Here is a 21,980-nt window from a genome sequence, read left to right as displayed (position 1 = left end):
GGAGGGACGAAAGCGTGCACAAACTAGACTGGGAACTATATCTGCTGCCGTTCGAGCAAGCTGTAGAAGAAATCAAAGTAAAGCTGAAAAATATCCGCAACGAGTTGCGCAAAAGAAAAGAGCACTCTCCGATCGAATTTGCGATGGGGCGAGTGAAATCGATCCCAAGCATCTACAACAAGGCGAATCGATTGCAATTTCCAATCGACGAGAACATCTGCTGGGAGATTCGGGACATCGCAGGAGTGCGTGTCATCTGCCAATTTATCGAGGACATTCCGGCGGTCGTAGAGATGATTCGCAAGCGCCAGGACATGCGTGTCTATCTGGAAAAGGATTATGTCACGACCCCGAAAGAGAGTGGATACCGAGGCTATCATCTCGCAGTCGAGTACCCGCTGAATATGGCGGACGGGCAGGTCACCATTCCCGTAGAGATTCAGATTCGCACATTGGGCATGAATTTCTGGGCGACGATCGAACACTCGCTGAATTACAAGTATGAGGGAATTCTTCCCTCCAATGTACGCCAGCGTCTTATAGAAGCAGCCAAGGCTTCCTACAAGCTGGACAGCGAGATGAACAATATCCGCGACGAAATCAAAGAAGCGCAAGCCGAATTTACGCAAAAAGAAGTGCCGATGGATTCGCTGCTCTCTCTGGTAGAGATTGATCTGGATGTTGATGAGGAATACGAGGAAATGAACCTGGAAGAAGGGATCGAAACGAATGACGAAAAACATTGACTGGCTTGCCCAGACCCAAAAACGGCAAGAGGAACTGCTGGAGACGGCGCAAGCCTTTTTGCGCATCAAAAGCGTGCTTGATCCCGAGACGGCACGGGAGGGGGCACCTTTTGGGGAAGGAATTCGCGAGGCCTTGGATTTTGCCTTGCAGGTATGCCGCCAAGCCGGAATGACTATCAAAGACGTCGATGGCTATGCGGCTCACGCGGAATTCGGGGCCGGGGATGAGCTGATCGGAATTCTCTGTCATGTCGATGTCGTTCCGGAGGGGGACGGCTGGAGCACGCCGCCGTATGCTGCGCAGATTGTAGACGGCAAGCTGGTCGCGCGCGGGGCGATCGATGACAAAGGTCCTGCTATGGCTGCCATTTTTGCGGCAAAACTGGTGCTGGAGCTGGGGTTGCCGCTCTCCAAGAGGGTCCGCCTGATCTTTGGGACGGACGAAGAATCCTCCTGGAAATGCGTCCAACGCTATTTTGAGACCGAAGAGATGCCGACGATGGGCTTCACCCCGGATGCGGACTTTCCACTGATTTACGCGGAGAAAGGCTTGACGGATCTGACGTGGCGGCAGAATGCCGAAGCTTTTCGCGCTCTGAATCTTCCGGCTTCATCAGAGGCTGAGGCAGCTCTCGTCTCCTTCACGGCTGGACGCAGAATGAACATGGTGCCGGACAAAGCCGAGGCTGTCTTGAAACCGCTGAAGATGACGGGCTCGCAGATAGCAGACCGTTACCGCCAATACTTGAGCGAAGCGGGCCGCACCGGACATGCCGAGGAAGGGAATGGACAGGTTGTCCTCATGATGGAGGGCGTATCTGTACATGGCATGGACCCTGGAAAAGGTGTCAATGCCGGAACAGAGCTGATTCATTTCTTGCGTACGCTGTCTCTGGACGAGCGGGCGAGTCTGTACACGTCGTTCGCTGATCGCTACCTGTACCATGAGCATAACGGTGCTGCACTCGGAATCGCGCATGAAGATGCAGAGATGGGCGCTTTGACCGTCAATCCGGGAGTTTTTGAGTATCAAGCGGACGGAGATGCTCTGATCCGGGTGAATATCCGGTATCCGCACTCGGTTACTTTTGAAGAATGGTCGAGCGTCCTGTCCGGGCACTTGCAGGAGGCCGCCTTCGGTTTGGAAGTAGTAGAGCATCTGCCGCCTCACCGGGTAGACCCGAATCATCCGTTGGTAACGACTCTGCAGCGCGTCTACACCGAGCAGACAGGGGAAGAGGCAGGAATCATTGCCATCGGGGGCGCTACCTATGGCCGATCCCTTGATGTCGGAGTTGCTTTCGGACCGTTGTTTCCTGGACGGCCTGACAGCGCACACCAGCGGGACGAATACATCCTGGTGGAAGACCTGATCAAGGCGACGGCGATTTACGCCCAAGCGATCTACGAATTGGCCAAGTAATCATGATTATTGGCAAAAAGACAGGGGACGATGCAAAAAAGCATCCGTTTCTCCCTGTCTTTTGTTGTTTTTTTGTATTCACTCATATAGTATGGGAAGGATGAAGGTAAAGGTAGCCGACGTGGCACACAGGTTGTCCATGCAGCATGAGGTGGCAGGAATCGGCACGTTTGTGAAAGGAAGTGGCAATACATGGCAAAAACATTTGCGTCTTTTGGTTTTCGACCTGAGCTTTTGCAAGGGATTCAAGACCTGTACTATAAAGAACCAACGCCGATCCAGGAAGAGGCGATTCCGCTTATCCTGGAAGGAAAAGATGTGATCGGACAAGCACAGACCGGAACGGGCAAGACCGCAGCTTTTATGCTGCCGATCCTGAATGGCTTGCAGGAGGGCAAACGGGATATTCAAGCGCTGGTTCTGACCCCGACGCGGGAGCTTTCGATCCAGATCGCCAAAGAAGTGGAGAAGCTCGGCAAGCACATGGGGGTCAACGTTCTCTCGCTGCATGGGGGAACGGACATCGACAGACAATTGTCCAAGCTGAAGGAAACCGTTCATATCGTAGTCGGTACGCCGGGACGCGTACTGGATCATATGAAGCGCGGCTCGCTTCATTTTGGACGCATCTCTACCCTCGTGCTGGATGAAGCGGATAAAATGATGGAGATGGGCTTTCTCGAGGACGTGGAGCAGGTAATCATCGGGACTCCGTCCACCCGTCAGGTGCTGCTGTTCTCCGCAACGATGCCGGATGTGGTGAAAAAGCTGGCGCACCGCTTCATGAAGCAGCCGCCTCATTTGAAGATTGAGGGCAAGCAAAAAACCGTCGAGCAAATCGAGCAGTTTTACTACGTCGTCAACCAAAGCGACAAGACAGATGCGCTGGTGGATGTGCTGGAGCAGGAGCAGCCGTATCTGACCATCGTCTTCGCCAACACGCAGGTTCGCGTTCAGCAATTGACGGCGCGTCTGCAGGAAAACGGTTTTTCTGCCCAGGCTCTGTACGGCGATTTGTCGCAGAACAAACGGGAGCAATTGATGAAGCAGTTCCGCGAGATTCGCTTTCAATATCTGATCGCGACTGATATCGCAGCGCGCGGTCTGGATGTGGAAGGCGTCACCCATGTCATCAACTACGATCTGCCGAACGATGTGGAGAGCTATATCCACCGCGTGGGACGCACCGGGCGTGCAGGACAGAAGGGCAAGGCCATCTCGCTGATCTCTCCTCGCCAGAAGAACCTGCTGGCGCGCTTCGCCAAATCGACGAAGGCGAGCATCGAAGAGCGAATTCTTCAGCCGGGCCGCCACCTGGACGCTGGCCGTCGCCAACGCGCCGAAGAGCGGGAAGCTCATTTTGTCGAGCTGCGCAAACAACAGCAGCAGGAGCAGAAGAAGGAAAAGGACAAAGAATTTGCCCCTGTTCGCGAAGCCATCAAGAAAAAGACCAAGGTAAAACCGGGCTACAAGAAGAAGCTGGCTCGTGAACTGGAAGAGCTGCAAACCAGATACGAGAGAAACCGCCAAAAAGCGGAAGCCATCGCTGCCCGAAAAGCTGGAAAAAATCCGAAGCCGGCTGCAGGCGGGAAAGCGGGCAAAGGCGGCTTTGGCCAGTCGAAGCGCCCGTCTACTGGCAGAGGAAAAACAAGAGGATAACCAGACAACTGTCCATGCATCCAACAGGGTGATGGGCAGTTTTTTACTTTCGGAAAGAAGAGGAGGCCATGAAAGTTTATTAAAAAAATGGTATTATGAACCCAATTGATTCAATTATTGAAAAAGTAAGCAGGTGGTACATTCATGAAACACCATGTCAATATAGAAGATGGACGACACTTAAGGTCGATGAAAACCCGAAATAAAATCATTAACGCGGCACATCATGTCTTTTTAAAGGAAGGCTTTCAAAATACAACAATCAAGCAAATCATCGAACAAGCAAAAACCGGGTACGGGACCGCTTATGGTCATTTTAAAGGAAAAGATGATCTGCTCATCATTTTGATGGAAGATGTCATGAACAAATTTTTTGAGATCGCGCATACTCCTTTTTTTCCTGCAACGAGGGAAGAAGCAAAGCAAATCATTCAAGGCCAAGTATTGGAATTTTTAAAAATTGCGGACAATGAAAGAGAAATCATGAAGGTATTTTCGGAGGCAATTGGACTCTCCCAAACGATCAACCAAAAGTGGGAGGAGATTAGACAGAGGTTTATTCAAAGCATTACAAAGGATATTACGTATTCGCAAGTAAAAGGGCTGGCTCGTACGGATTTAAAAGCCGAAGTGGTCGCCCGCAGCTGGTTTTTTTCGAATGAAATGTATCAATGGGAGATTGTCTTCAAGAAAAATGATTACACCTTGGAGGAAATTGCCCATACGCTAACAACGATGTATGTTGACGCCATTTACCTGGATTGAAATCAAAGATGCTCCTAAATAACACAGAAAGCCTTGGTCCTACGGAATAACGGCCCAAGGCTTTTGTTATGCAACTTTAAATTCGACACGAAGTCCATAATCATTTCGATATTTTTGCTATGTATTATTAAACTGCGGAATAATACACCAAAATAAATATAGACATCACGTCGGATTCATTTTATAATCCAAATTATTACACGAATATACAGAAAATTAAGACTGAGGAGGCGACGTACCATGTCTACTACATCTGTCCCACTTACGAAGAGCTACGCGCAAGAGCTGGACGCAAACGATCCGCTCGCCAGCTACCGTGACGAATTTTATTTGCTGCCCGGCATTTATTTAGACGGCAACTCGCTTGGACTGATGTCCAGACGAGCGGAGAGCAGCTTGCAGGAGCTGGTTGACTCCTGGAAGGCGCTTGGCATCGAAGGCTGGACAACAGGAAAGCACCCATGGTTTTTTCTGTCGGAGAAGCTGGGAGAAATGAGTGCGCCTCTGGTAGGGGCTGACCCGGATGAAGTCATCGTCACGGGCTCCACCACCTTGAACCTGCATCAGCTGGCGGCAACCTTTTATCAGCCGGAAGGGAAAAAGACCAAGATCATTGCCACAGATCTTGACTTTCCTACAGATATTTACGCCCTGCAAAGCCAAATCAAGCTGAAAGGCCTGGATCCCGATGAGCAGTTGATTCTGGTTGCCTCAAGAGACGGGCGCATGATCGAGGAAGAGGACATCATCGCAGCGATGACAGAGGAGGTCGCTCTGGTTGTCCTGCCAACGGTCTTGTATCGCAGCGGTCAACTGCTTGATATCGAGCGACTGACGAAAGCAGCGCACGAGAAGGGCATCTTGATCGGCTTTGATGGATGTCACTCTGTAGGAGCCATTCCGCATGAATTCAGCAAATGGGAGGTGGATTTCGCTTACTGGTGCAACTACAAGTACGTCAATGCGGGCCCAGGCGGAGTAGGCAGCATTTATGTGAATCGCAAGCACTTCGGTACCGTTCCCGGATTGGCTGGCTGGTACAGCTCCAGAAAGGATAAGCAGTTTGACATGGAGCATACGCTGACTGTTGCCGAGACGGCGGGAGCGTATCAGACGGGGACCCCACACATCTTCAGCGTGGCACCGTTGATCGGGTCGCTCGAGATGTTTCAAGAAGTGACGGTCGAAAAGCTCCGGGAAAAATCCCTCAAGATCACGCGGTACATGATGGATTTGATCGAGAGTGAGCTGGCGGGGATGGGATTTGTGATCGCCAATCCCGTGGAAGACGACCGGCGTGGAGGTCATGTAAGTCTGGAGCATGAGGAGGCGGTTCGCATTTGCCGAGCTCTGAAAGAAGCAGGTGTCATCCCTGACTTCCGGGCTCCCAACATCATTCGCCTGGCTCCCGTTGCGTTTTACACCACGTATACAGAAGTCTGGGAAAGTGTGCAGATCTTGAAGACCATCATGCTTGAGAGGACGTACGAAAAATTCGAAAACAAGCGCGGGGTCGTCGCCTAGCGCCCAAGTCAAAGGGGGTTATTCAATGTCAAACAAAACAAACGTTCCAGATATCATGGAAAGGGAAAAGGGGCTTACGCGCGGATTAACGACCCGCCAGCTCGCCATGATCGCGATTGGCGGCGCGATCGGCACGGGCTTGTTTCTCGGCAGCGGGATGGCGATTGGCTTTGCCGGACCGAGCGTGATCGTCAGCTATTTGATCGGGGCTGTGATCGCTTTGCTGCTGATGGGCTGCCTCGCGGAAATGACCGTGGCGCATCCGACGACCGGCTCTTTCGGGGCGCATGCCGAGCGTTACATCAACCCATGGGCAGGCTTTTCTGTCCGTTATGCCTATTGGTTCTCTCTCGTGTGTGCCATCGGGACGGAAGTATCGGCTATGTCCGTCTATATGAAATACTGGTTCCCCGATGTTCCAGCCATCGTATGGATCGCGATCTTTTCCGCCGTATTGATTTACGTAAATGCTACGAGCGTCAATTTATTCGGCAGTGTCGAGTACTGGTTCTCCATGATTAAAGTAGCAGCTATCATCCTGTTTATCGTATTTGGAGCCTACGTTGTATTCGGCAGCAGCAACCCGGAGATCGGACCGCAGAACTTCACCAACAACGGCGGATTTTTCCCGAATGGTCTATGGGGCATGTGGATTGCGATTTTCATTTCTTTATTCAGCTATTTGAGCATTGAGATGATCGCTGTCAGCGCCGGCGAAGCCAAGGAGCCGGAAAAAGCGGTTCCGATGGCATTGAAGTCAGCTGTTTTGCGTTTGATTCTCTTCTACATCATCACCCTTGCCTTGATGCTGATGGTCGTTCCTTGGAAATCCGCAGGTGGCGATGCCAGTCCTTTTGTGAAGGTTTTCCAAATTATCAACATTCCAGGGGCGGCAGGCATTATGAATTTTGTCGTACTGACAGCAGCCCTGTCTGCCATGAACAGCCAATTGTACATTTCCACGCGAATGGTTTTCTCGCTCTCCCGGGCTGGCTTCGCTCCCGCCAAACTAGGCGACCTGAGCAAAAAGGGCGTTCCTTTGAAAGCGCTTGCTTTATCAACGATCGGAATTGCGATTGCCTCCTACATCAACATCGTTGCTCCGGATCAATCCTTTGTCGTCATGATTTCACTGTCCAGCTTTGGGGCGATGTTTGCATGGTTCATGATCTTTGTCACACATCTGTTCTTCCGCCGCAAGTGGGAGCAAATGGGCGGCAGGAAGCTCCCTGTAAGGATGATCGGCTATCCGTACCTGACGATCTTTGGCGCGGCGCTTTTGGCTTGCGTGGTCCTCTCCACATGGTTCCAACCGGAGTTTAAAGACACCCTGACCATGGGCTTTCCGCTGCTCATCCTGATCTCCATTGCCTACTTCATTTGGAAAAAGGCGAATCCAGCAGCCTACGAAGCTTCAGCCCAGCAAAGCAGCAACAAGGACATACCTTCATAAGCATCCAGATCATGCATACGGCTTGATTGAAAATGAATGTCTGGAGGGATTGGGTCGATGAAAAAAGAGAGAAGGAAACGCCTGGCAGGGATAGCGCTGGCAACCACGCTGGCTGTAAGTGCAGTGCTGCCGTTTTCCACCATGTATGCCGAGGCAGCCAAGCAATCAGATGTGTTCACAGCGCCGCGGACTGGACTTAATGCAAATGCTCCTGATGTGCCAGCCCCTTATTCAACGGAGGAACGCAAGCTTTTGCCGGGAGAGCCCGCGGAGCCAGCACCCGGTACATGGGGGTACGATCGTAAATCAGGGACATTTACGCACCCGCAAGCGACGCCGGACAATGAGGGGCCGCAGCCGTTCAAGGGAAGCCTGCCGTACCTGGATCAGAACCAGTACATCAAAAATATGAAAGTGGAGGGATTCTATCCGTACGTGGCGGGCTGGGGCCATAGCTGGCAGGCCACCTTCGACTGGCAGGGACGGCGCTATTTGTACGACTACGAAACGACGATGTACAACGTATTTGACATTACGGACCCGAGAAACGCGAAGCGCATCGCATACAAAAGCTTTGATACCAAGGTCGAGCACCAATTCGGACCGTTTAACGTGAAGTACAACAAGGAGCTGGGCAAAACGATCGCCGTGCAGGTCTATGAAGTGCCGCGCTATGGCGTTTTGTCCAACAAGTATACGAATCCAGAGGAGATCGAGGCGATCAAAAACCGCAAAATGCTCCGCGGCTTCCGAATTTATGAAGTGACAAGCCCGCTGTGGACAGACTGGAAGCTTCTTTCCGAGACAGCGCTCGATCCAAATGCGGATGCGACAGATGACGTCCAGCAAGGCTCCGGCGGACTGGATGTTCCCGTCTACGATGGCGGCAAGTATCTGTTCCTTGCAGGCGCTCCGGACGACAGCTTCTCCAATACCGAGTACAAGAGCTACCTGTATTCCGCAGGCCAGATGGCGTTTGACATTTCTGATCCAACCAAGCCGAAACGCCTGTCTACATGGTGGGTTCCCGGGCAACGCAAAGGTGAGGAAAAGGAGTACAACAAGAATCCGCGTGCCGGCAACAAAACGAGCTGGATGGGAGCTAGGATGCCGCTGTTCATTCCGAAGCCGGTCGAAGAGGGCGGAAAATACGGATATGCGGCAATGGGCGGCTTCGGCTTCTGGATCGTGGATATTTCTGATCCGGCTAATATGAAGGCTGTATCCCATATCGACATGCCCGTCAGCGTGAGCGGTACTGAAGGGGACAACATCGATGTGACCAAGGTAGAGAAGACGGGAATGGTGTACTACAGCGGTTATCCTTTGGGTGAGGATTGTCATGAGCCGTACAAGGATATCTATGCCATCGACGTGCGCGATCCGCTCCATCCGAAAATTGCTTATGTCTTGCCAAGACCGACTCCGCCGGAAAATGCGCCATTTACGGATTACTGCCAGCGTCGCGGCAGCTTCGGACCCAAGCGCAGCGGTTATGCGGCGATTCAGCCGGGAACACCGAATCCTTTGGTCATGCCGTATGCCTTCTACAATGCCGGGGTCCAAATCTTTGATCTGAAAGACCTCAAAAAACCGACCATCGGCGCTTATTTCGTACCCAAGATGTCGGGAGAGTACTTGAGCAACGATGGCAGCGGATTTGAAACGAGTGAACACTCCAATCCTGTCCACAGCATTTTCGTGGAATGGGACCGCAATCTGGTGTGGGCCTTCTCCAACCACGGCATCTACGTGCTGTCTACGCCTTTGTTGGGTGAACCCAAGTACGGTTTGCCGCAGACAAACTAACGAGAGAATTATGGTGATATTTACAAAAAACGGATCCGACAGATGTCGGGTCCGTTTTTCATACCAGATAATTGATGTGTTTTGGGATAGCTTTTCGTATTTGTTCTGAAGTTCAAGATTCTCCATGAGAAGCCTACAAAATGTGGGAGGACCAGGCAAAGCTGGTCGCGGAAAAAGGGGAAAACCAGCGAAGGTATTTGGAATCTTGACCCAGGCGAAACGGAAAAGGCGGAACACGCATTCAGCGGCCAACCCTGAACCACTTCTTCGAAGTCGGCTGCTTTTGGCCGCGGTTCCGCCTTTGGAGTGTAGCCGGCCAGTGATACCCACAGCGAAGATCCAACTAGCCTGGAGCGTTTTCCCCTTTTTCCGCCCCGCCGCTACAGTTGGTCAAAGGCCATGCCTCATGCTCCCTCCTACACGAGTTAAAAAATGAAATGAGCGAAACTGCCGAAAGAAGAAAGGCAAAAATAAATAAGGCAAACTAGAAAATCACGTAATAAATTTTCGTATTAACCAACAATTCATTTATTTATTTCATTTTCCAGTATAATGTTCCCAAAGGAGGGAAACCGTGTGGATCAGATTGACGAAAAGATCGTGGAGTTGTTGCGGGCGAACGGGCGAATGACCAGCTCGGAGATCGGAAAACACGTCCATTTATCCGTTCCCGCCGTCTCGGAGCGGATTCGCAAACTGGAAGAAGCGAAGATCATCGACAAGTTTACCGTGCGTATCAATCGGGAACAGATTGGACTGCATCTGCTCGCCTTTATCATGGTGCAGCTGGAGAAGCCAGAGCATGTGGCAGGCTTCCGGCAGATGATCGCCCAGACGCCGAGTGTTCGGGAATGCCATCATATAGCCGGTTCCTATGACTATCTGCTGAAAGTCGCATTGAAGAACACCAGTGAGCTGGAGCTTCTGATCTCGGAACGGATCAAGCAAGTCGAAGGGGTAGCCAAAACCAATACCATGATCGTGCTGTCAACGATGAAAGAGGAGATGTGACCGGAATGGTCATCTGGGAAGGATTCTTGTTTGGCATGCTGCTGCAGCTCTCGGTGGGGCCGGTTTGTCTTGCAGTATGGCGGCGCTCTCTTATGCACGGCATGCGGGAAGCCATCTGGATGGTGTGGGGAGTGGCTTGCGCCGATGCGATCTATATGCTGGCTGCGATCGGCGGTCTTACGGCACTGCTACAGATCGCTTGGGTCCATACCCTCGTCCTGATTGCAGGAGGGGTGACGCTGATCTGGTTTGGCATAAGCAGCTTCCGTGCGAAGCCGGAAGTGGAGCTGCAGGATCAAGGACATCCTGCTCGCGGCGAGGCGAGCCAGGGGAGCTTCTGGTATGGAATCGGGCTGACGCTGACCAATCCGTTGACAATCGTTTTTTGGGCTGGCGTATTCAGCTCCATAATGGCTTCTCAAGCCCTGGCAGATCATCTGTCACTGGCGGGTTTTGCCGTCGGATGCATCGCAGCTACGGTCTTCTTTTTGACGATGGTGGCAATGTTCGGACGCTGGCTCTCAGGCATCCTCAGACCCTTGTGGATTCGGCGATTGGATCAGTTGGTGGGCGTATTGCTGATCGGTTTTGCGCTTCTTCTTTTGCAAAAAGGACTGATTGGATGAAAGTAGGTTTTGCTCATGCCCGAAACTGGGTACTAGTAAAGGAGAGAGAACCCTATGTGCCAGGACATGCCTGAGTACAAGGTATGAGGAGAAACTGAGATGATGGAATCGTGCCTGAAATGTGGGAGTCCCATGAATGCCAAAGATTTGATCTGTTCCGTATGCGGGCAGAATGATTACGACGAATATCAATTGATCCGGAATTACGTCAAGACCTACCCGAATTCCAATGCGATGCAGATCGCAAACGCAACGGGCATTTCGATTTCCAAGATTCTCCGCTTTATCAAATCGGGGTCATTGACGGTAGTCGATCAGGATGTCCACAGGAGATCATGACGAAGAAGGAAAAGTCCACGTCGTCGCAGACATGATCGGATCTGCAGGACGTGGACTTTTTTTAGCTTTCTCACCAGGATAGGCACAGGTTCCGGCCTAGAGCCACCGCAGCCCCTTGGGGTAGTGGTTCTTCAACTGACCGTCTGCTTGCTTGCCCCAGCCGATGGAATACCCGTCCACCGTCACGAGCGTCCAGCCTGGCGGACCTTCCCGAAGAAGTGCTTCGCCGCGCAAATAGCGGATGATTTCCGGATCATCAGCTTGATAGGTTGCGAGTCGAGCCACCTCTTCGGCAGACAAGGCGAGGGCAAGTGCGTGTCCTGGCTCCAGTCTGTTTTTCTTTACGGTTCCCAGATGAAGGCCTGCGCGCAGGACCTTGATGCCATCCCAGTCGAGTTCAGGTGCAGGTGAGTAGGAAAGCTGTTCGCCAAAGAGAAGAAAGGCAGATTCGTCGCTGTACTGGCTAGCGGCCTGCGGCATCATCTCGTCTGCGAAGCTGCGCCATACGGCTAGCGCTTCTTTTTTTCCGACAGGCATTGCTTTGCTGTTGCGTTTTTCCTTCCGTTTGGGCTTGGACAGCTCTTCCGCATGTTGTTCGTCTTTTTTTAATTTGGCTAAAAAATGTCCTTCTCCCTCCAGCTTGTGCGGCCACAGTCTTGCGGTCATCTGCAAGTCTGCCAATGAAGGCTCCGCCCATTCCGGATGTCCGGGTGCAAAGCATTCGTGATGGGGCAAAGCGATGAGGGAAAACTCTGGATGTCTGGCAAGAAAGCTCGCGATGCTCTGTTCATTCTCCTGTGGCGCGAAGGTGCAAGTGGAGTAGACCAAGGTACCCCCGGGCTTGAGCATCCGTGCTGCTGCGTCGAGGATGTCCATTTGCATGCGATGGCACTCTGCGACCTTCTCCTCGGACCAATCCGAGATGGCTTCCGGCAGCTTGCGAAACATCCCTTCTCCCGAGCAGGGGGCATCTACCAGAATGCGGTCAAAAAACTGGGGGAAGCGCACCTGCAATCTCTCCGGTGTTTCATTGGTGACGACAGCATTGCGCACCGCGCAGCGCTCCAGATTTTCCGCCAGGATACGGGCGCGCTGCGGATGGATCTCGTTGGCGATGAGCAAACCTTCTCCGCGCATTGCTGCAGCGAGCTGGGTCGATTTCCCGCCCGGTGCTGCACAGAGGTCTAGGATGCGCTCGCCGGGCTGTGCTCCCAACGCCTCGGCCGGGGACATGGCGCTGGGCTCTTGAAGGTAGTAAAGCCCGCAGGCGTGATAGGGATGCTTGCCGGGACGCACGCCGTCGGGGTAGCGGAAGCCTTGCGGACACCATGGAATCGGATCGAGTGGAAAAGGGGAGATCTGGCGAAACGACTCCAGGGCTACCTTCAGTGTGTTGACGCGCAAACCGTGGAAAGCTTCCCCGCGATAGGAGTCGAGGAAAGCCTCGAAGTCATGCTGCAGCAACGATTGCATGCGCTGCGTAAATGCGGATGGAAGTTGTGGGGTCATGAAAGCCTCCTTGTCAAATTCTGGTCGCCGAGAAAGGAATAATGTAGAACAATGGCGAATCATAGCTTTTGAGGTGAGAAGGATTATGAAAGGGACCCGCGCGGAACGATATCGCTCCAGACGGAGAAACGACTCTGATGTCAGCCGCTTTTGGATTATGGGGTTGCTTTTCTCACTCTTGGTGCTAGCCTTCGAGTTTTTTATCGAGATCCCGGTAGAAGCTGGCTGGCTGCAAGAAATGGAGATGGCCTTGTTTTCAGCCAGTTTTACCCTGCTTGCCTTTTACCTGCTGGGTTTAACCTTTGTTTTTTCCCGTCAGGAAACGGCAGGCGCGATCAATCACCAAGTCATTATCTACGCCTGGCTTGGAGCAATCCTGTTTCATCTGTTCCTGCTAATCAGCAATCTATCCAATCAGCATGTCTACAAAGCAGGAATCATCCTATTTTTAGGTCCTTTGTTTCTCACTGTCTATCATTTTATCACGTACTTGTCAGCATTGCGCCAGCAGCGTGAGGAGGAAAAAGCGGCTTCACTGGCCTCCTTGGAACGAGCGGCCTACCAGATGATTTTGGAAGGCAGCAAGGTCTACAGCGAGATCGTCCGGTTGAAGCAAGCGTACCCTGAAGTGGAGCAAATGATCCGCGCCAACGACTTTCATGACAAGCTGGAGCGTTACGCCTGGGAGATGCAGCAGTACCTGCAGGCGAAGCATTTTGAGCGCAAGGACGTGGAGATATTAGAGGGCCATTATTACTATTTGGAAAACCTGCTAATGCTGGCGAAACAGCATCCGGGAATCATGGAATCGCGCAGTTTCGCACATCGAGAAGATAAACCGATCGGGTAGAGGAGAGGATTGGAGATGTTCTGGAAAAAGAGCAAAGGGAATGCAGAAGCCGGGGCAATTGCGACGGCAGAAGTGGCTGTAGAAGCGGCACAGCCAGACCAAGAGGCATTCTTGCAGGGAGAATTGCAAACGATTTTTGAACAACTGGGAGACATTTTGGCCCACAAAAAATCCCTTCACGAGCAGTATGGGAAAATCGAGATGCTGGGGAATCAGATGAGCCGAATTGTCGCCAACATTTCGCAGATCAATGAAAACGACGATCAGTCGGCAGGTCAGCTCCACAGCAGGGGCGAACGGCTGCAAGCAATCTGCCAGCAATCGGTTGAGCGGGCAGGGGAAGGCAAGAAAGCGATGGCGGAGGTCGTAGAGGTCATGACGCTGCTCGAACAGCAGTCGACGAATACCTCCCTCTCCATGAGCAGACTGGAGGAGCGTTCCTCCGAGATCACCAGCATCGTTCAGGTCATCAGTGACATTGCGAACCAGACCAATTTGCTGGCCCTCAATGCGGCGATCGAAGCGGCGCGTGCAGGAGAGCAGGGCAGAGGGTTTGCCGTGGTAGCCGACGAGGTGCGCAAGCTGGCGGAGATGACAGCGAACTCCACGAAACATATTGCCGAGCTGATTGGCAAAATTCAGGATGAAACCAAAGACGCATTGGCCAACAGCGATCAGAACAGCGAGGCGATCAAAAACGGCCTTGCGCTCAGCAAGGAAGCTTCCGATAAAATGGATGGCATCGTCCAAGCATTCGCGGATGTGCAGTCCGAAGTAGCGAAAGTGATGCACATTATCCATCAACAGAAGGATTTTGCCGATGGGGTCGCTCGTGAACTGACCGCGGCAAACAGCCTGCTGGACGAATGGCGCGAAGAAAACGAACAGCTTATAAATGGAGCCAATCAGGTGGAAGAGCGGATTCAGGCGAGCGCAGAGCAAGTGCAGAAGCTGTTGCAATCATAACTTTTTTTGGAAGGGACGAGGGGAAGAGACTCGTCCTTTTTTTCACCCTTGATCGAATGGTCTTCCATCATTTTCAACCGGGAAAGGAGAATTTCATGCAAAACTTTCAGGTAAAGGTCCTTCAGCATAGAGGATCGTCTTATGAAATAGGAAAAATGCTGGGCGAGCAGGCGAGACATAATCCGATTGTACAAACCTTTCAAAAAATAACGAGGGATCAGATCGATGTGCAGGCGATGGAGGCGATCTACGCTGCGTTTGCCCCCCATCTGCTGGAGGAATTGAGAGGGCTTGCGGAAGGATTGGAGCTCACTTGGGGACAGGTCTGCGCGCGTTTTGGAGGCTATGACGTGCCCAAGACCGAGGCAATGGGGTGTTCCGCGATTCTGACCCGCGATTATTACGTGCGCAACTATGATTTTTCCCCAGACTTTTATGATGGGTATTTCAGTCTGCTTCAGCCGGATCAGGCATTTGCCACGGCAGGCTATAATCTGCAGCTGATCGGGAGGCATGACGGCGTCAATGAACACGGGCTGGTGATGGGCCTTCACTTTGTCAGCAATGCGGGCTATACGCGCGGAATCTCGGCATGGACAGCAGTTCGGATGGTCCTGGACACCTGCCGGAATGCAGAAGCTGCGATCCATCTTTTACAGGAGCTGCCTCATGCCGCGTGCTACAACTTTTCCATCGGGGACAAGAGCGGCAATCTAGCCGTCGTTGAGGCCAGTCCCGAAGGCATCCAGGTCAGACGGGACGCAGCGCATTTGTCCTGTGTCAATCACTTCCAAACGGATCTGCTCGCCCCAAATAACCGTTCGATTATCGCCGGCTCTCTCAAGCGAAATACCTATATGCAGGGGCTGCAGGACAAAGCCTATACGCAAGACGAGATGGTTCAGCTCTTCAAGGATAAAAAGTCGCCGCTCTTTTTTCGAGATTATGCCGATTTGTTCGGGACGCTGCACACGTTCTCCTACGCCTATCGCGATGCAAGGATCGTTACGGTTCTCGCGCAGGGCGAGCGCTTCTTCACGTTGAATTTTGCCGATTGGGTGAGCGGCCATGCCACCGCAGTCGAATGGCTGGAGGGCAAAATAGAAGAGAACGAGTAGCTTATTCCTTACCGTACAACGGAGCGATTCGATCAATCCGGTTCGTCCAGATCACTCCAGAAAAATCAGACGGGAGGCGCTTCACATCCTCAGCCGTATCAAACCCGCTGGAAAACTCACTGCCATCGCCGCCGACGAGAACGACCCGCGTGTCGGCGCGATCCATCCGCTCCTGAAAGCGATGGGGAAAACCCCATAGCCAAGGGGCTATTTTTTCGGGGATATGGACTTGTGTATGGCGCAACGCTTCGGGAACATACCCTGTCCAGCCGATCAAAATGTAGGGAATCAGACCGCTTTTCATCGTCGCCATGGACATCACTCTTACGGCAGGAAGCCTGTCCTTCAAGGCTGCGATCGGTTCATCTCCGCCGTAGACGGTCAGTTGCGCCAATCGTTGTTCCGGGAGTGCGGCCAAGTGCTTGGCCAGCAGTTCTCCTTCTGCGGGATCGTTGCTTTTGATGTGAATCAAAAATGATTTGTCAGGGAAACGGGCTAGGACTTCTTCCATCGAAGGCATCAGGCCCACTCCCTTGCCGCGGAAGGGATAGGTTTTTCCTCCGTCATAGGTGTATCCGTATCCTACATCCAATTGCTTCAGCTCTGCCATCGTATAATCGCTGGCTGTCCCCTGTCCGTTGGTGCGGCAATCAAGCGTCCAATCGTGGAAGACGGCGAACTGCCCGTCTTTGGTCGGCTTGATGTCGAATTCTACGAGATCCGCGCCAGCCAGGAAAGCCGCCTCCATCGACGCCAGAGTGTTTTCCAGGTAGGGGTGCTCTGGTTTATGGATACGAGTAGCGGTACAGGTATCATTTTTTACACCTTCCAAATCGAAGGTCTGGGCCAAGCCGCGATGGGCGAGCAGAAGCGGCTTTCCGTCATGCGGCTGGGCCAAATACGAGCTGTTGTTCACATAGACAAAAGCGATCACTACCAAGAAAAGTAGCAGCCATTTGCGTTTTCCTCGTTTTTTTCCTTTCATCCGCCTCTTCCTTTCCTCCCGAGTATAGTCGATCAAGTTCAGAGTACAAAAATAACCCAAGTGAAACATTCCTGCAACCCATCACGTCACTATTAGTGTCTGCTCCGCGACAGGCAACCAACTTCTTGCGAAAGGAGAAGTGACATGTTTCGACGTATTTTGTTTTTGCTTGCTGTGCTTGTTGTAGCAGCTGCGGGAATATTCACTTCAAATGTTCCAACCAATGCCAATCCGAAAAAACCGATCCAACGCGATACCTTGGATATAGATGGCAGTGCCATTTTGAAAAAAAGGGAATTTGAGTTTGAGGACGGAACGACGTACTGGATGCACCAAGTGACGGCGGAGGCTGATGAAGAGCCCTATTCGATCAGGATTCCGCTGCGGGAAGAATTCGCTACGTTTCGTTACCGGGAGCTCTCCAGTGGAGAGGACAAAAAGCCTTACTGGCGGCATCTAAATCTGCAGGAAGTGAAGACACTTCCTGTCGCTCCAGGATTCATCGAGGCAGCAGGAAAGTACATATGGATCGGGGAGCCGATCGTCTATAGGGAGCTCGGGAATGGAACGGTTGAAGCCATGCCCGGAATGGAGATACCCATCGAAGTGGTGCAGACTTCACGAGGCATCACCCTGGAAATCCGCTTGCCCAAGCGAGCAGGATATGTCAGTGAAATTTGGGCGATGGAGTCAAGGGAGCCGTTGATCCAATGGAGAGAGGGGTCAATGGAGCAAATCTGGCTGTCACGTGATCTCACACAGAATGCCAAATGGCTATACAACGGCTATCATTACAAGAGCCCAAGCACCTATGAGCCGACAGCAGAAAATGGATTCTGGCGCATCCCGGATAATTACATCCTGCACTCGTTACTATTTACGGGCGGCGGCAAGGCGGCAGAGCATATGGCCTACGTCATGCTGAGAACCAGCCTGGAGCAGCAGGAGGCGGACGGGCATTGGAAAACCTTGCCGCTGTCCCAATGGCTGCGCGACGATTACCAAATACCGGCCGGCTTTTATGATACGCGATTTAACACAGGTGCAGCCGAAAAGATGCTAGAGGGCTGCAAGAGATATGACGAGCCGGACTTTTGCGAATCTGCACGCAAATATACAGATTATTTTCACCAGCATGCACAAGAAAACCACTATACCGCAGACGGCCAGACAGGCTGGCTGGTGGCCGATTACGCTTCGACGCAACCGCATAAAGACACGCATGTCTCACTCAACCATCAGCTTGCGGAGATCAACTACCTGTACAGCTTTTATCAAGTGTTTGGCCGACCCGAAGACAAGGAATTGGCTGATATCATGCTGGCGGGAGTCGTCCAGCTCGGGAAGAAGTGGATTCTTCCAAACGGCGACCTCCATTACGCCTACTATCCGGACGGTACATTTGCCCGTCCCGACTATCCTTATCTCACCTATAACGATTTGCTGGAAACGCAGCAGCTCTACAAGGAGCTCTACGGTCAGGAAGAGCCTGTGATCGCGCAATTGATGGCAAGCAAATGGGATTGGATCGTGCGCAACAATATACCGTATGTGAAGATTAAATAGCTAAACAAGCAGGACTCGGTCACGAATCAGACCGATGCGCCTGCTTGTTTTTTTCATTGTCATGAGGGGTGACTATTCAAAAAAAGCCACCACGTGATTGACCCGTTCCAGATCAGCAGGCTTGATTTTTAGCGTGGAAGTTGGGCTGCCCGTCCCGCCATAGACAAAGGGATGATGGGACAACATCCGGTCCATGATGCAAGGCAAAGAGTGGCCGACAAGCGGAACGCTGCCGACAGTGCAGCCCGTTACCTGTTTTACTTCTTCCGGGGTAGCCATACTCAGCTTTTCGCTGTTGAGTAAATTGGAAATTTCATCCATATCAATTCGACCGCGAGCTCCGGAAAGAATCAAGGCAAAAAACTCTTTTTCGGACCGAAGGACAAGTGTAGGAGCTGTCTGTCCAATCTCGATGCCCAGCAGAGCAGCCCCTTCTTTTGCAGTCCGAATCGTGGCAGTGTGCTGAATGATTTCGTATTCAACCTGGTTTTCCTGCAAGATCGTCTCCAATGGAAGCATCCCGCGATTCCTCCTGTACACCAATACTATTTCTTTTTCAAAACAAACAGCGTCAAAAAGCTCAACGCCTCCTGCAAATCTACTGGCAGGCGGTCAGCAAGCTCGGAAGGAACTCCTTCTTTGTAGACAGGCTCTTCCTCCAGGAGCTCAAAGCCGTTCTCGATTGCCAACTGCTTGGCTTCCCACGGCATGGTATTTTGAATGGTCGTCTCGTCATAGAGCCTGCGGTAGCTGTGTCCGCGCGGTCCGGCAGTCGGCCCCAAAATGCCCGCAACCAAGACGCCACCCGGTCGTAAAAGACGATGCAATTCCCGGAGGGTCTTCAGCGGAGACGGGGTGAATTCGATGACGTTGATGGAGAGGATGCCGGCAAACGTCTGATCCGCGAAAGGAAGATTGCTAATGTCTCCCGTCTGGAAGCGGATTTTGAAACCCATTTTCTCCGCGCGCTGCTGGGCAAGACGAATCATTTCCCCGGCAATGTCCACGCCTTCTGCCTGGTAGCCGTCTGTTGCCAGCCTGCAGCTCGCATACCCGTCGCCGCAACCGGCATCCAGGACAGGACCATACATGGGCGGGACGTGACGCATGAACAGGGGAAGGATCGTCTTGCGGCTGCCCATCTCCCACATGTCATCACTCTTCCGGCTCCATTCTTCCGCCATATGGTCAAAGGTCTTCGCTGTTTTTTCATTCCAATCACGCATTTCGCATAAGCTCCTTCCATCCAAACATTTCCTTCATTGTACCAGATGCTTTAAGCAATAAAAGCGTTGTTGCGTTTTCGCGGTGGTTGGTGTTCTTGCGAAAGAAAACGCTTTCCATATATTCTCTAAGTAACGAATCAGTCATCCTGAAAATCCCAAATATGACAAGGATAATGGAGGGTTATCTATGAGCAAGGCCAACACCGATTTCTTTCCGATTCAAGACTGGGACTACCTGGAGTTTTACACCGGCAATGCAAAGCAAGCGATGCATTACTTTACAAAAGCTTTCGGGTTTGAAGCTGTGGCGTACGCTGGCCTGGAAACCGGTTCGCGTGACAAAGTGTCGTATGTGCTGAAACAAAAGCACATGACATTTGTAATCAGTGGAGCCCTGACGCCAGACCACCCCATCGCTGATTTCGTGAAAAAGCACGGTGACGGGGTAAAGGACGTAGCGCTGCGCGTGGATGACTGCGAACAGGCGTATCGAGAGGCGATTTCGCGCGGGGCTATTCCGATCATGGAGCCGACTGAATATTCGGATGAGTTCGGCACTGTCAAAAAAGCGGTGATTGGCACCTATGGAGAGAATGTTCACTCCTTCATCGAACGGAAAAACTACAACGGACCATTCTTCCCCGGCTATGTCGCCTATGAATCTCCGGTGCCGAGCGAGAGCACAGGCTTGATCGGCATCGACCACATTGTCGGCAACGTGGAAGTAATGGACGAATGGGTCTCCTATTACGAAAAAGTCATGGGCTTTACGGCGGTGCAAAACTTCAGCGATGACGACATCTCCACCGAGTATTCCGCGCTGATGTCCAAAGTCATGCAGAGCGGGACAGGCAGAATCAAATTCCCGATCAATGAGCCGGCAGAAGGACGCCGCAAATCGCAAATCCAGGAATTTCTGGAGTTCTACAAAGGACCAGGAGTCCAGCATATTGCGATCCTGACCAACGACATTATCGATACAGTCACCAAACTTCGCGCCAACGGAGTTGATTTCCTCTCTGTACCGGATGCGTACTACGAGGAACTGAAGGACCGCGTCGGAGAGATCGACGAAGACGTAGAAACCTTGAAAAAGCTGAAGGTGCTGGTGGACAAAGACGATGAAGGCTACCTGCTGCAGCTCTTCAGCAAACCGATCGTGGACCGTCCGACACTATTTATTGAAATCATTCAGCGCAAAGGCGCGCGCGGCTTTGGCAACGGCAATTTCAAAGCCCTGTTTGAAGCGCTGGAGCGCGAGCAAGAGCTGCGCGGCAATCTGTAAAAAACCAATCCTTTCCCTATAGAGCAATCGAGGAGTCGCAACTTCACCTCGAATGCTCTTTTTTTTTATGAGAAAAATCTCCACCGTGGAAAAATAAAATCGTGTTGACATTGACATTACGTCAATCTGTAAAGTGAAATTGTCGGGAGGTGAAGACAGTGGAATACACCGTGCAGAAGCTGGGACGGCTGGCGGGAATCAGTACACGCACGCTGCGTTATTACGACCAGATCGGGATCCTGGAGCCAGCGAGAATCAACTCCTCCGGCTATCGGATCTACGGCCAGGCAGAGGTGGATAAATTGCAGCAAATCATGTTTTACCGCGAGCTCGGTCTGCCGCTGAATCAAATCAAGGAGCTGGTCAACTCGCCAACCTTCGACGAGAACAAGGCGCTGAAGGAGCATCATGAACAGCTTCTGGACAGAAGGAAGCAATTAGATGATTTAATCGCCAACGTGGAGAAGACAATCGCTCAGAAAGAGGGGAGAACGACAATGACAGATCAAGAGAAGTTTGCAGGTTTTACAAAAAAATTGGTGGAAGAAAATGAGCAGAAGTACGGAAAAGAGATACGGGAAAAGTACGGAGATGACGTCGTGGACCGATCCAATCAAAAGCTCATGGGAATGACCGCCGAGCAATATGACGAGTTGAAGCGCTTGGAAAACGAGGTCCTCGCAGCGCTGGGTGCTGCCCTCCAAACAGGAGATCCCGCAAGCGAAGAAGCACAGAAGGCAGCAGACCTGCACCGGCAATGGCTGAGCTTCACCTGGAATGAATACAGCAAGGAAGCACATGCTGGTTTGGCGCAGATGTATGTGGAGGATGAGCGCTTCAAGGCGTATTACGACGCTGTGCAGCCAGGGATGGCAGAATTTTTGCGAGATGCCATTGGGGTGTATACAGGAATTCAAAAATAAGAGGAAAGAGGGATGAATCCGCCTTGGCTTTGTGGGCGGTTCATCCCTCTTTTCAACCCACAAAGAGAGCAGGAAGACCAAAAAAGCTGGTTGAGGAAAATGGGGAAAACCAGCGCAAGGTATTTGGAATCTTGACCCAGGCGCAACGGAAAAGGCGGAACACGCTTTTAGCGGCCAGCGCGCCCAGCAAGCCGTTA

20 protein-coding genes are annotated in these 21,980 nt (G+C 52.0%); 16 read left to right on the top strand and 4 right to left on the bottom strand.

The window, feature by feature from the left end:
- Positions 1–14 precede the first annotated feature (14 nt).
- The 10 genes from EDM58_RS07600 to EDM58_RS07555 all read left to right on the top strand — a co-directional run bounded on the left by EDM58_RS07600 (position 15) and on the right by EDM58_RS07555 (position 11,355).
- Positions 15–746, top strand: coding sequence for a GTP pyrophosphokinase (locus tag EDM58_RS07600; protein WP_122912825.1), 732 nt, complete (start codon positions 15–17; stop codon positions 744–746).
- The gene (gene pepV, locus EDM58_RS07595; RefSeq protein ID WP_122912817.1) at positions 730–2,169 is read left to right on the top strand and encodes a dipeptidase PepV; all 1,440 of its coding nucleotides are present in this window, start codon (positions 730–732) and stop codon (positions 2,167–2,169) included. Before EDM58_RS07600 ends, pepV begins: the two co-directional genes overlap by 17 nt.
- Before the next feature lie 192 nt (positions 2,170–2,361).
- Positions 2,362–3,828: a DEAD/DEAH box helicase gene (locus EDM58_RS07590; protein WP_122912816.1), complete on the top strand. Its 1,467-nt coding sequence runs from the start codon at positions 2,362–2,364 to the stop codon at positions 3,826–3,828.
- A gap of 144 nt (positions 3,829–3,972) precedes the next feature.
- Positions 3,973–4,593, top strand: coding sequence for a TetR/AcrR family transcriptional regulator (locus tag EDM58_RS07585; RefSeq protein WP_122912815.1), 621 nt, complete (start codon positions 3,973–3,975; stop codon positions 4,591–4,593).
- A gap of 240 nt (positions 4,594–4,833) precedes the next feature.
- A complete protein-coding gene (gene kynU, locus EDM58_RS07580) occupies positions 4,834–6,117 on the top strand; it encodes a kynureninase (protein ID WP_122912814.1) in 1,284 nt (427 codons plus the stop codon).
- Positions 6,118–6,142: 25 nt separating this feature from the next.
- Positions 6,143–7,570: an amino acid permease gene (locus EDM58_RS07575; protein WP_183187447.1), complete on the top strand. Its 1,428-nt coding sequence runs from the start codon at positions 6,143–6,145 to the stop codon at positions 7,568–7,570.
- A gap of 57 nt (positions 7,571–7,627) precedes the next feature.
- Entirely contained in the window at positions 7,628–9,379 is a 1,752-nt protein-coding gene (locus EDM58_RS07570; RefSeq protein WP_183187446.1) for an LVIVD repeat-containing protein, read from the top strand.
- Between the two features lie 576 nt (positions 9,380–9,955).
- Positions 9,956–10,390 carry an Lrp/AsnC family transcriptional regulator gene (locus EDM58_RS07565; RefSeq protein WP_122912812.1) on the top strand — a complete coding sequence of 145 codons (435 nt, stop codon included), beginning with the start codon at positions 9,956–9,958 and terminating at the stop codon, positions 10,388–10,390.
- 5 nt (positions 10,391–10,395) lie between these two features.
- Positions 10,396–11,016, top strand: coding sequence for a LysE family translocator (locus EDM58_RS07560; protein ID WP_122912811.1), 621 nt, complete (start codon positions 10,396–10,398; stop codon positions 11,014–11,016).
- Positions 11,017–11,115: 99 nt separating this feature from the next.
- On the top strand, positions 11,116–11,355 hold the full coding sequence (locus tag EDM58_RS07555) for a hypothetical protein (RefSeq protein WP_122912810.1): 240 nt from the start codon (positions 11,116–11,118) through the stop codon (positions 11,353–11,355).
- 96 nt (positions 11,356–11,451) lie between these two features.
- On the opposite strand, the gene EDM58_RS07550 is transcribed toward EDM58_RS07555, so the two are convergent.
- Positions 11,452–12,864, bottom strand: coding sequence for an RsmF rRNA methyltransferase first C-terminal domain-containing protein (locus tag EDM58_RS07550; protein ID WP_122912809.1), 1,413 nt, complete (start codon positions 12,862–12,864; stop codon positions 11,452–11,454).
- An 85-nt stretch (positions 12,865–12,949) separates the two neighbouring features.
- Here EDM58_RS07550 and EDM58_RS07545 point away from each other — a divergent pair, with 85 nt between their 5' ends.
- The 3 genes from EDM58_RS07545 (at position 12,950) to EDM58_RS07535 (ending at position 15,798) form a co-directional block, all read left to right on the top strand.
- Positions 12,950–13,714, top strand: coding sequence for a hypothetical protein (locus EDM58_RS07545; protein ID WP_122912808.1), 765 nt, complete (start codon positions 12,950–12,952; stop codon positions 13,712–13,714).
- A 15-nt stretch (positions 13,715–13,729) separates the two neighbouring features.
- Entirely contained in the window at positions 13,730–14,680 is a 951-nt protein-coding gene (locus tag EDM58_RS07540) for a methyl-accepting chemotaxis protein (RefSeq protein ID WP_122912807.1), read from the top strand.
- A gap of 95 nt (positions 14,681–14,775) precedes the next feature.
- Complete coding sequence (locus EDM58_RS07535; RefSeq protein WP_122912806.1) at positions 14,776–15,798, top strand: C45 family autoproteolytic acyltransferase/hydrolase; 1,023 nt, start codon at positions 14,776–14,778, stop codon at positions 15,796–15,798.
- Between the two features lies 1 nt (position 15,799).
- Here EDM58_RS07535 and EDM58_RS07530 read toward each other — a convergent pair whose 3' ends face one another.
- Positions 15,800–16,783, bottom strand: coding sequence for a glycerophosphodiester phosphodiesterase family protein (locus EDM58_RS07530; RefSeq protein ID WP_122912805.1), 984 nt, complete (start codon positions 16,781–16,783; stop codon positions 15,800–15,802).
- Between the two features lie 144 nt (positions 16,784–16,927).
- On the opposite strand from EDM58_RS07530, the gene EDM58_RS07525 reads away from it, so the two are divergent.
- The gene (locus EDM58_RS07525) at positions 16,928–18,349 is read left to right on the top strand and encodes a hypothetical protein (RefSeq protein WP_122912804.1); all 1,422 of its coding nucleotides are present in this window, start codon (positions 16,928–16,930) and stop codon (positions 18,347–18,349) included.
- A 72-nt stretch (positions 18,350–18,421) separates the two neighbouring features.
- Here EDM58_RS07525 and EDM58_RS07520 read toward each other — a convergent pair whose 3' ends face one another.
- Positions 18,422–18,868 carry an aminoacyl-tRNA deacylase gene (locus EDM58_RS07520; RefSeq protein ID WP_122912803.1) on the bottom strand — a complete coding sequence of 149 codons (447 nt, stop codon included), beginning with the start codon at positions 18,866–18,868 and terminating at the stop codon, positions 18,422–18,424.
- Between the two features lie 26 nt (positions 18,869–18,894).
- Positions 18,895–19,575 (bottom strand): class I SAM-dependent methyltransferase, encoded by a 681-nt coding sequence (locus EDM58_RS07515; RefSeq protein WP_122912802.1) that lies wholly within the window; start codon positions 19,573–19,575, stop codon positions 18,895–18,897.
- 187 nt (positions 19,576–19,762) lie between these two features.
- Here EDM58_RS07515 and hppD point away from each other — a divergent pair, with 187 nt between their 5' ends.
- A complete protein-coding gene (gene hppD / locus EDM58_RS07510; RefSeq protein ID WP_122912801.1) occupies positions 19,763–20,860 on the top strand; it encodes a 4-hydroxyphenylpyruvate dioxygenase in 1,098 nt (365 codons plus the stop codon).
- A 158-nt stretch (positions 20,861–21,018) separates the two neighbouring features.
- Positions 21,019–21,783 (top strand): MerR family transcriptional regulator, encoded by a 765-nt coding sequence (locus EDM58_RS07505; RefSeq protein WP_122912800.1) that lies wholly within the window; start codon positions 21,019–21,021, stop codon positions 21,781–21,783.
- Positions 21,784–21,980: the final 197 nt, after the last annotated feature.

Source organism: Brevibacillus panacihumi (assembly GCF_003710985.1).
Taxonomy (GTDB): domain Bacteria; phylum Bacillota; class Bacilli; order Brevibacillales; family Brevibacillaceae; genus Brevibacillus; species Brevibacillus panacihumi.
The sequence above is the reverse complement of the archived record's forward strand: the minus strand, read 5'-3'. Positions and strand labels throughout refer to the sequence as shown.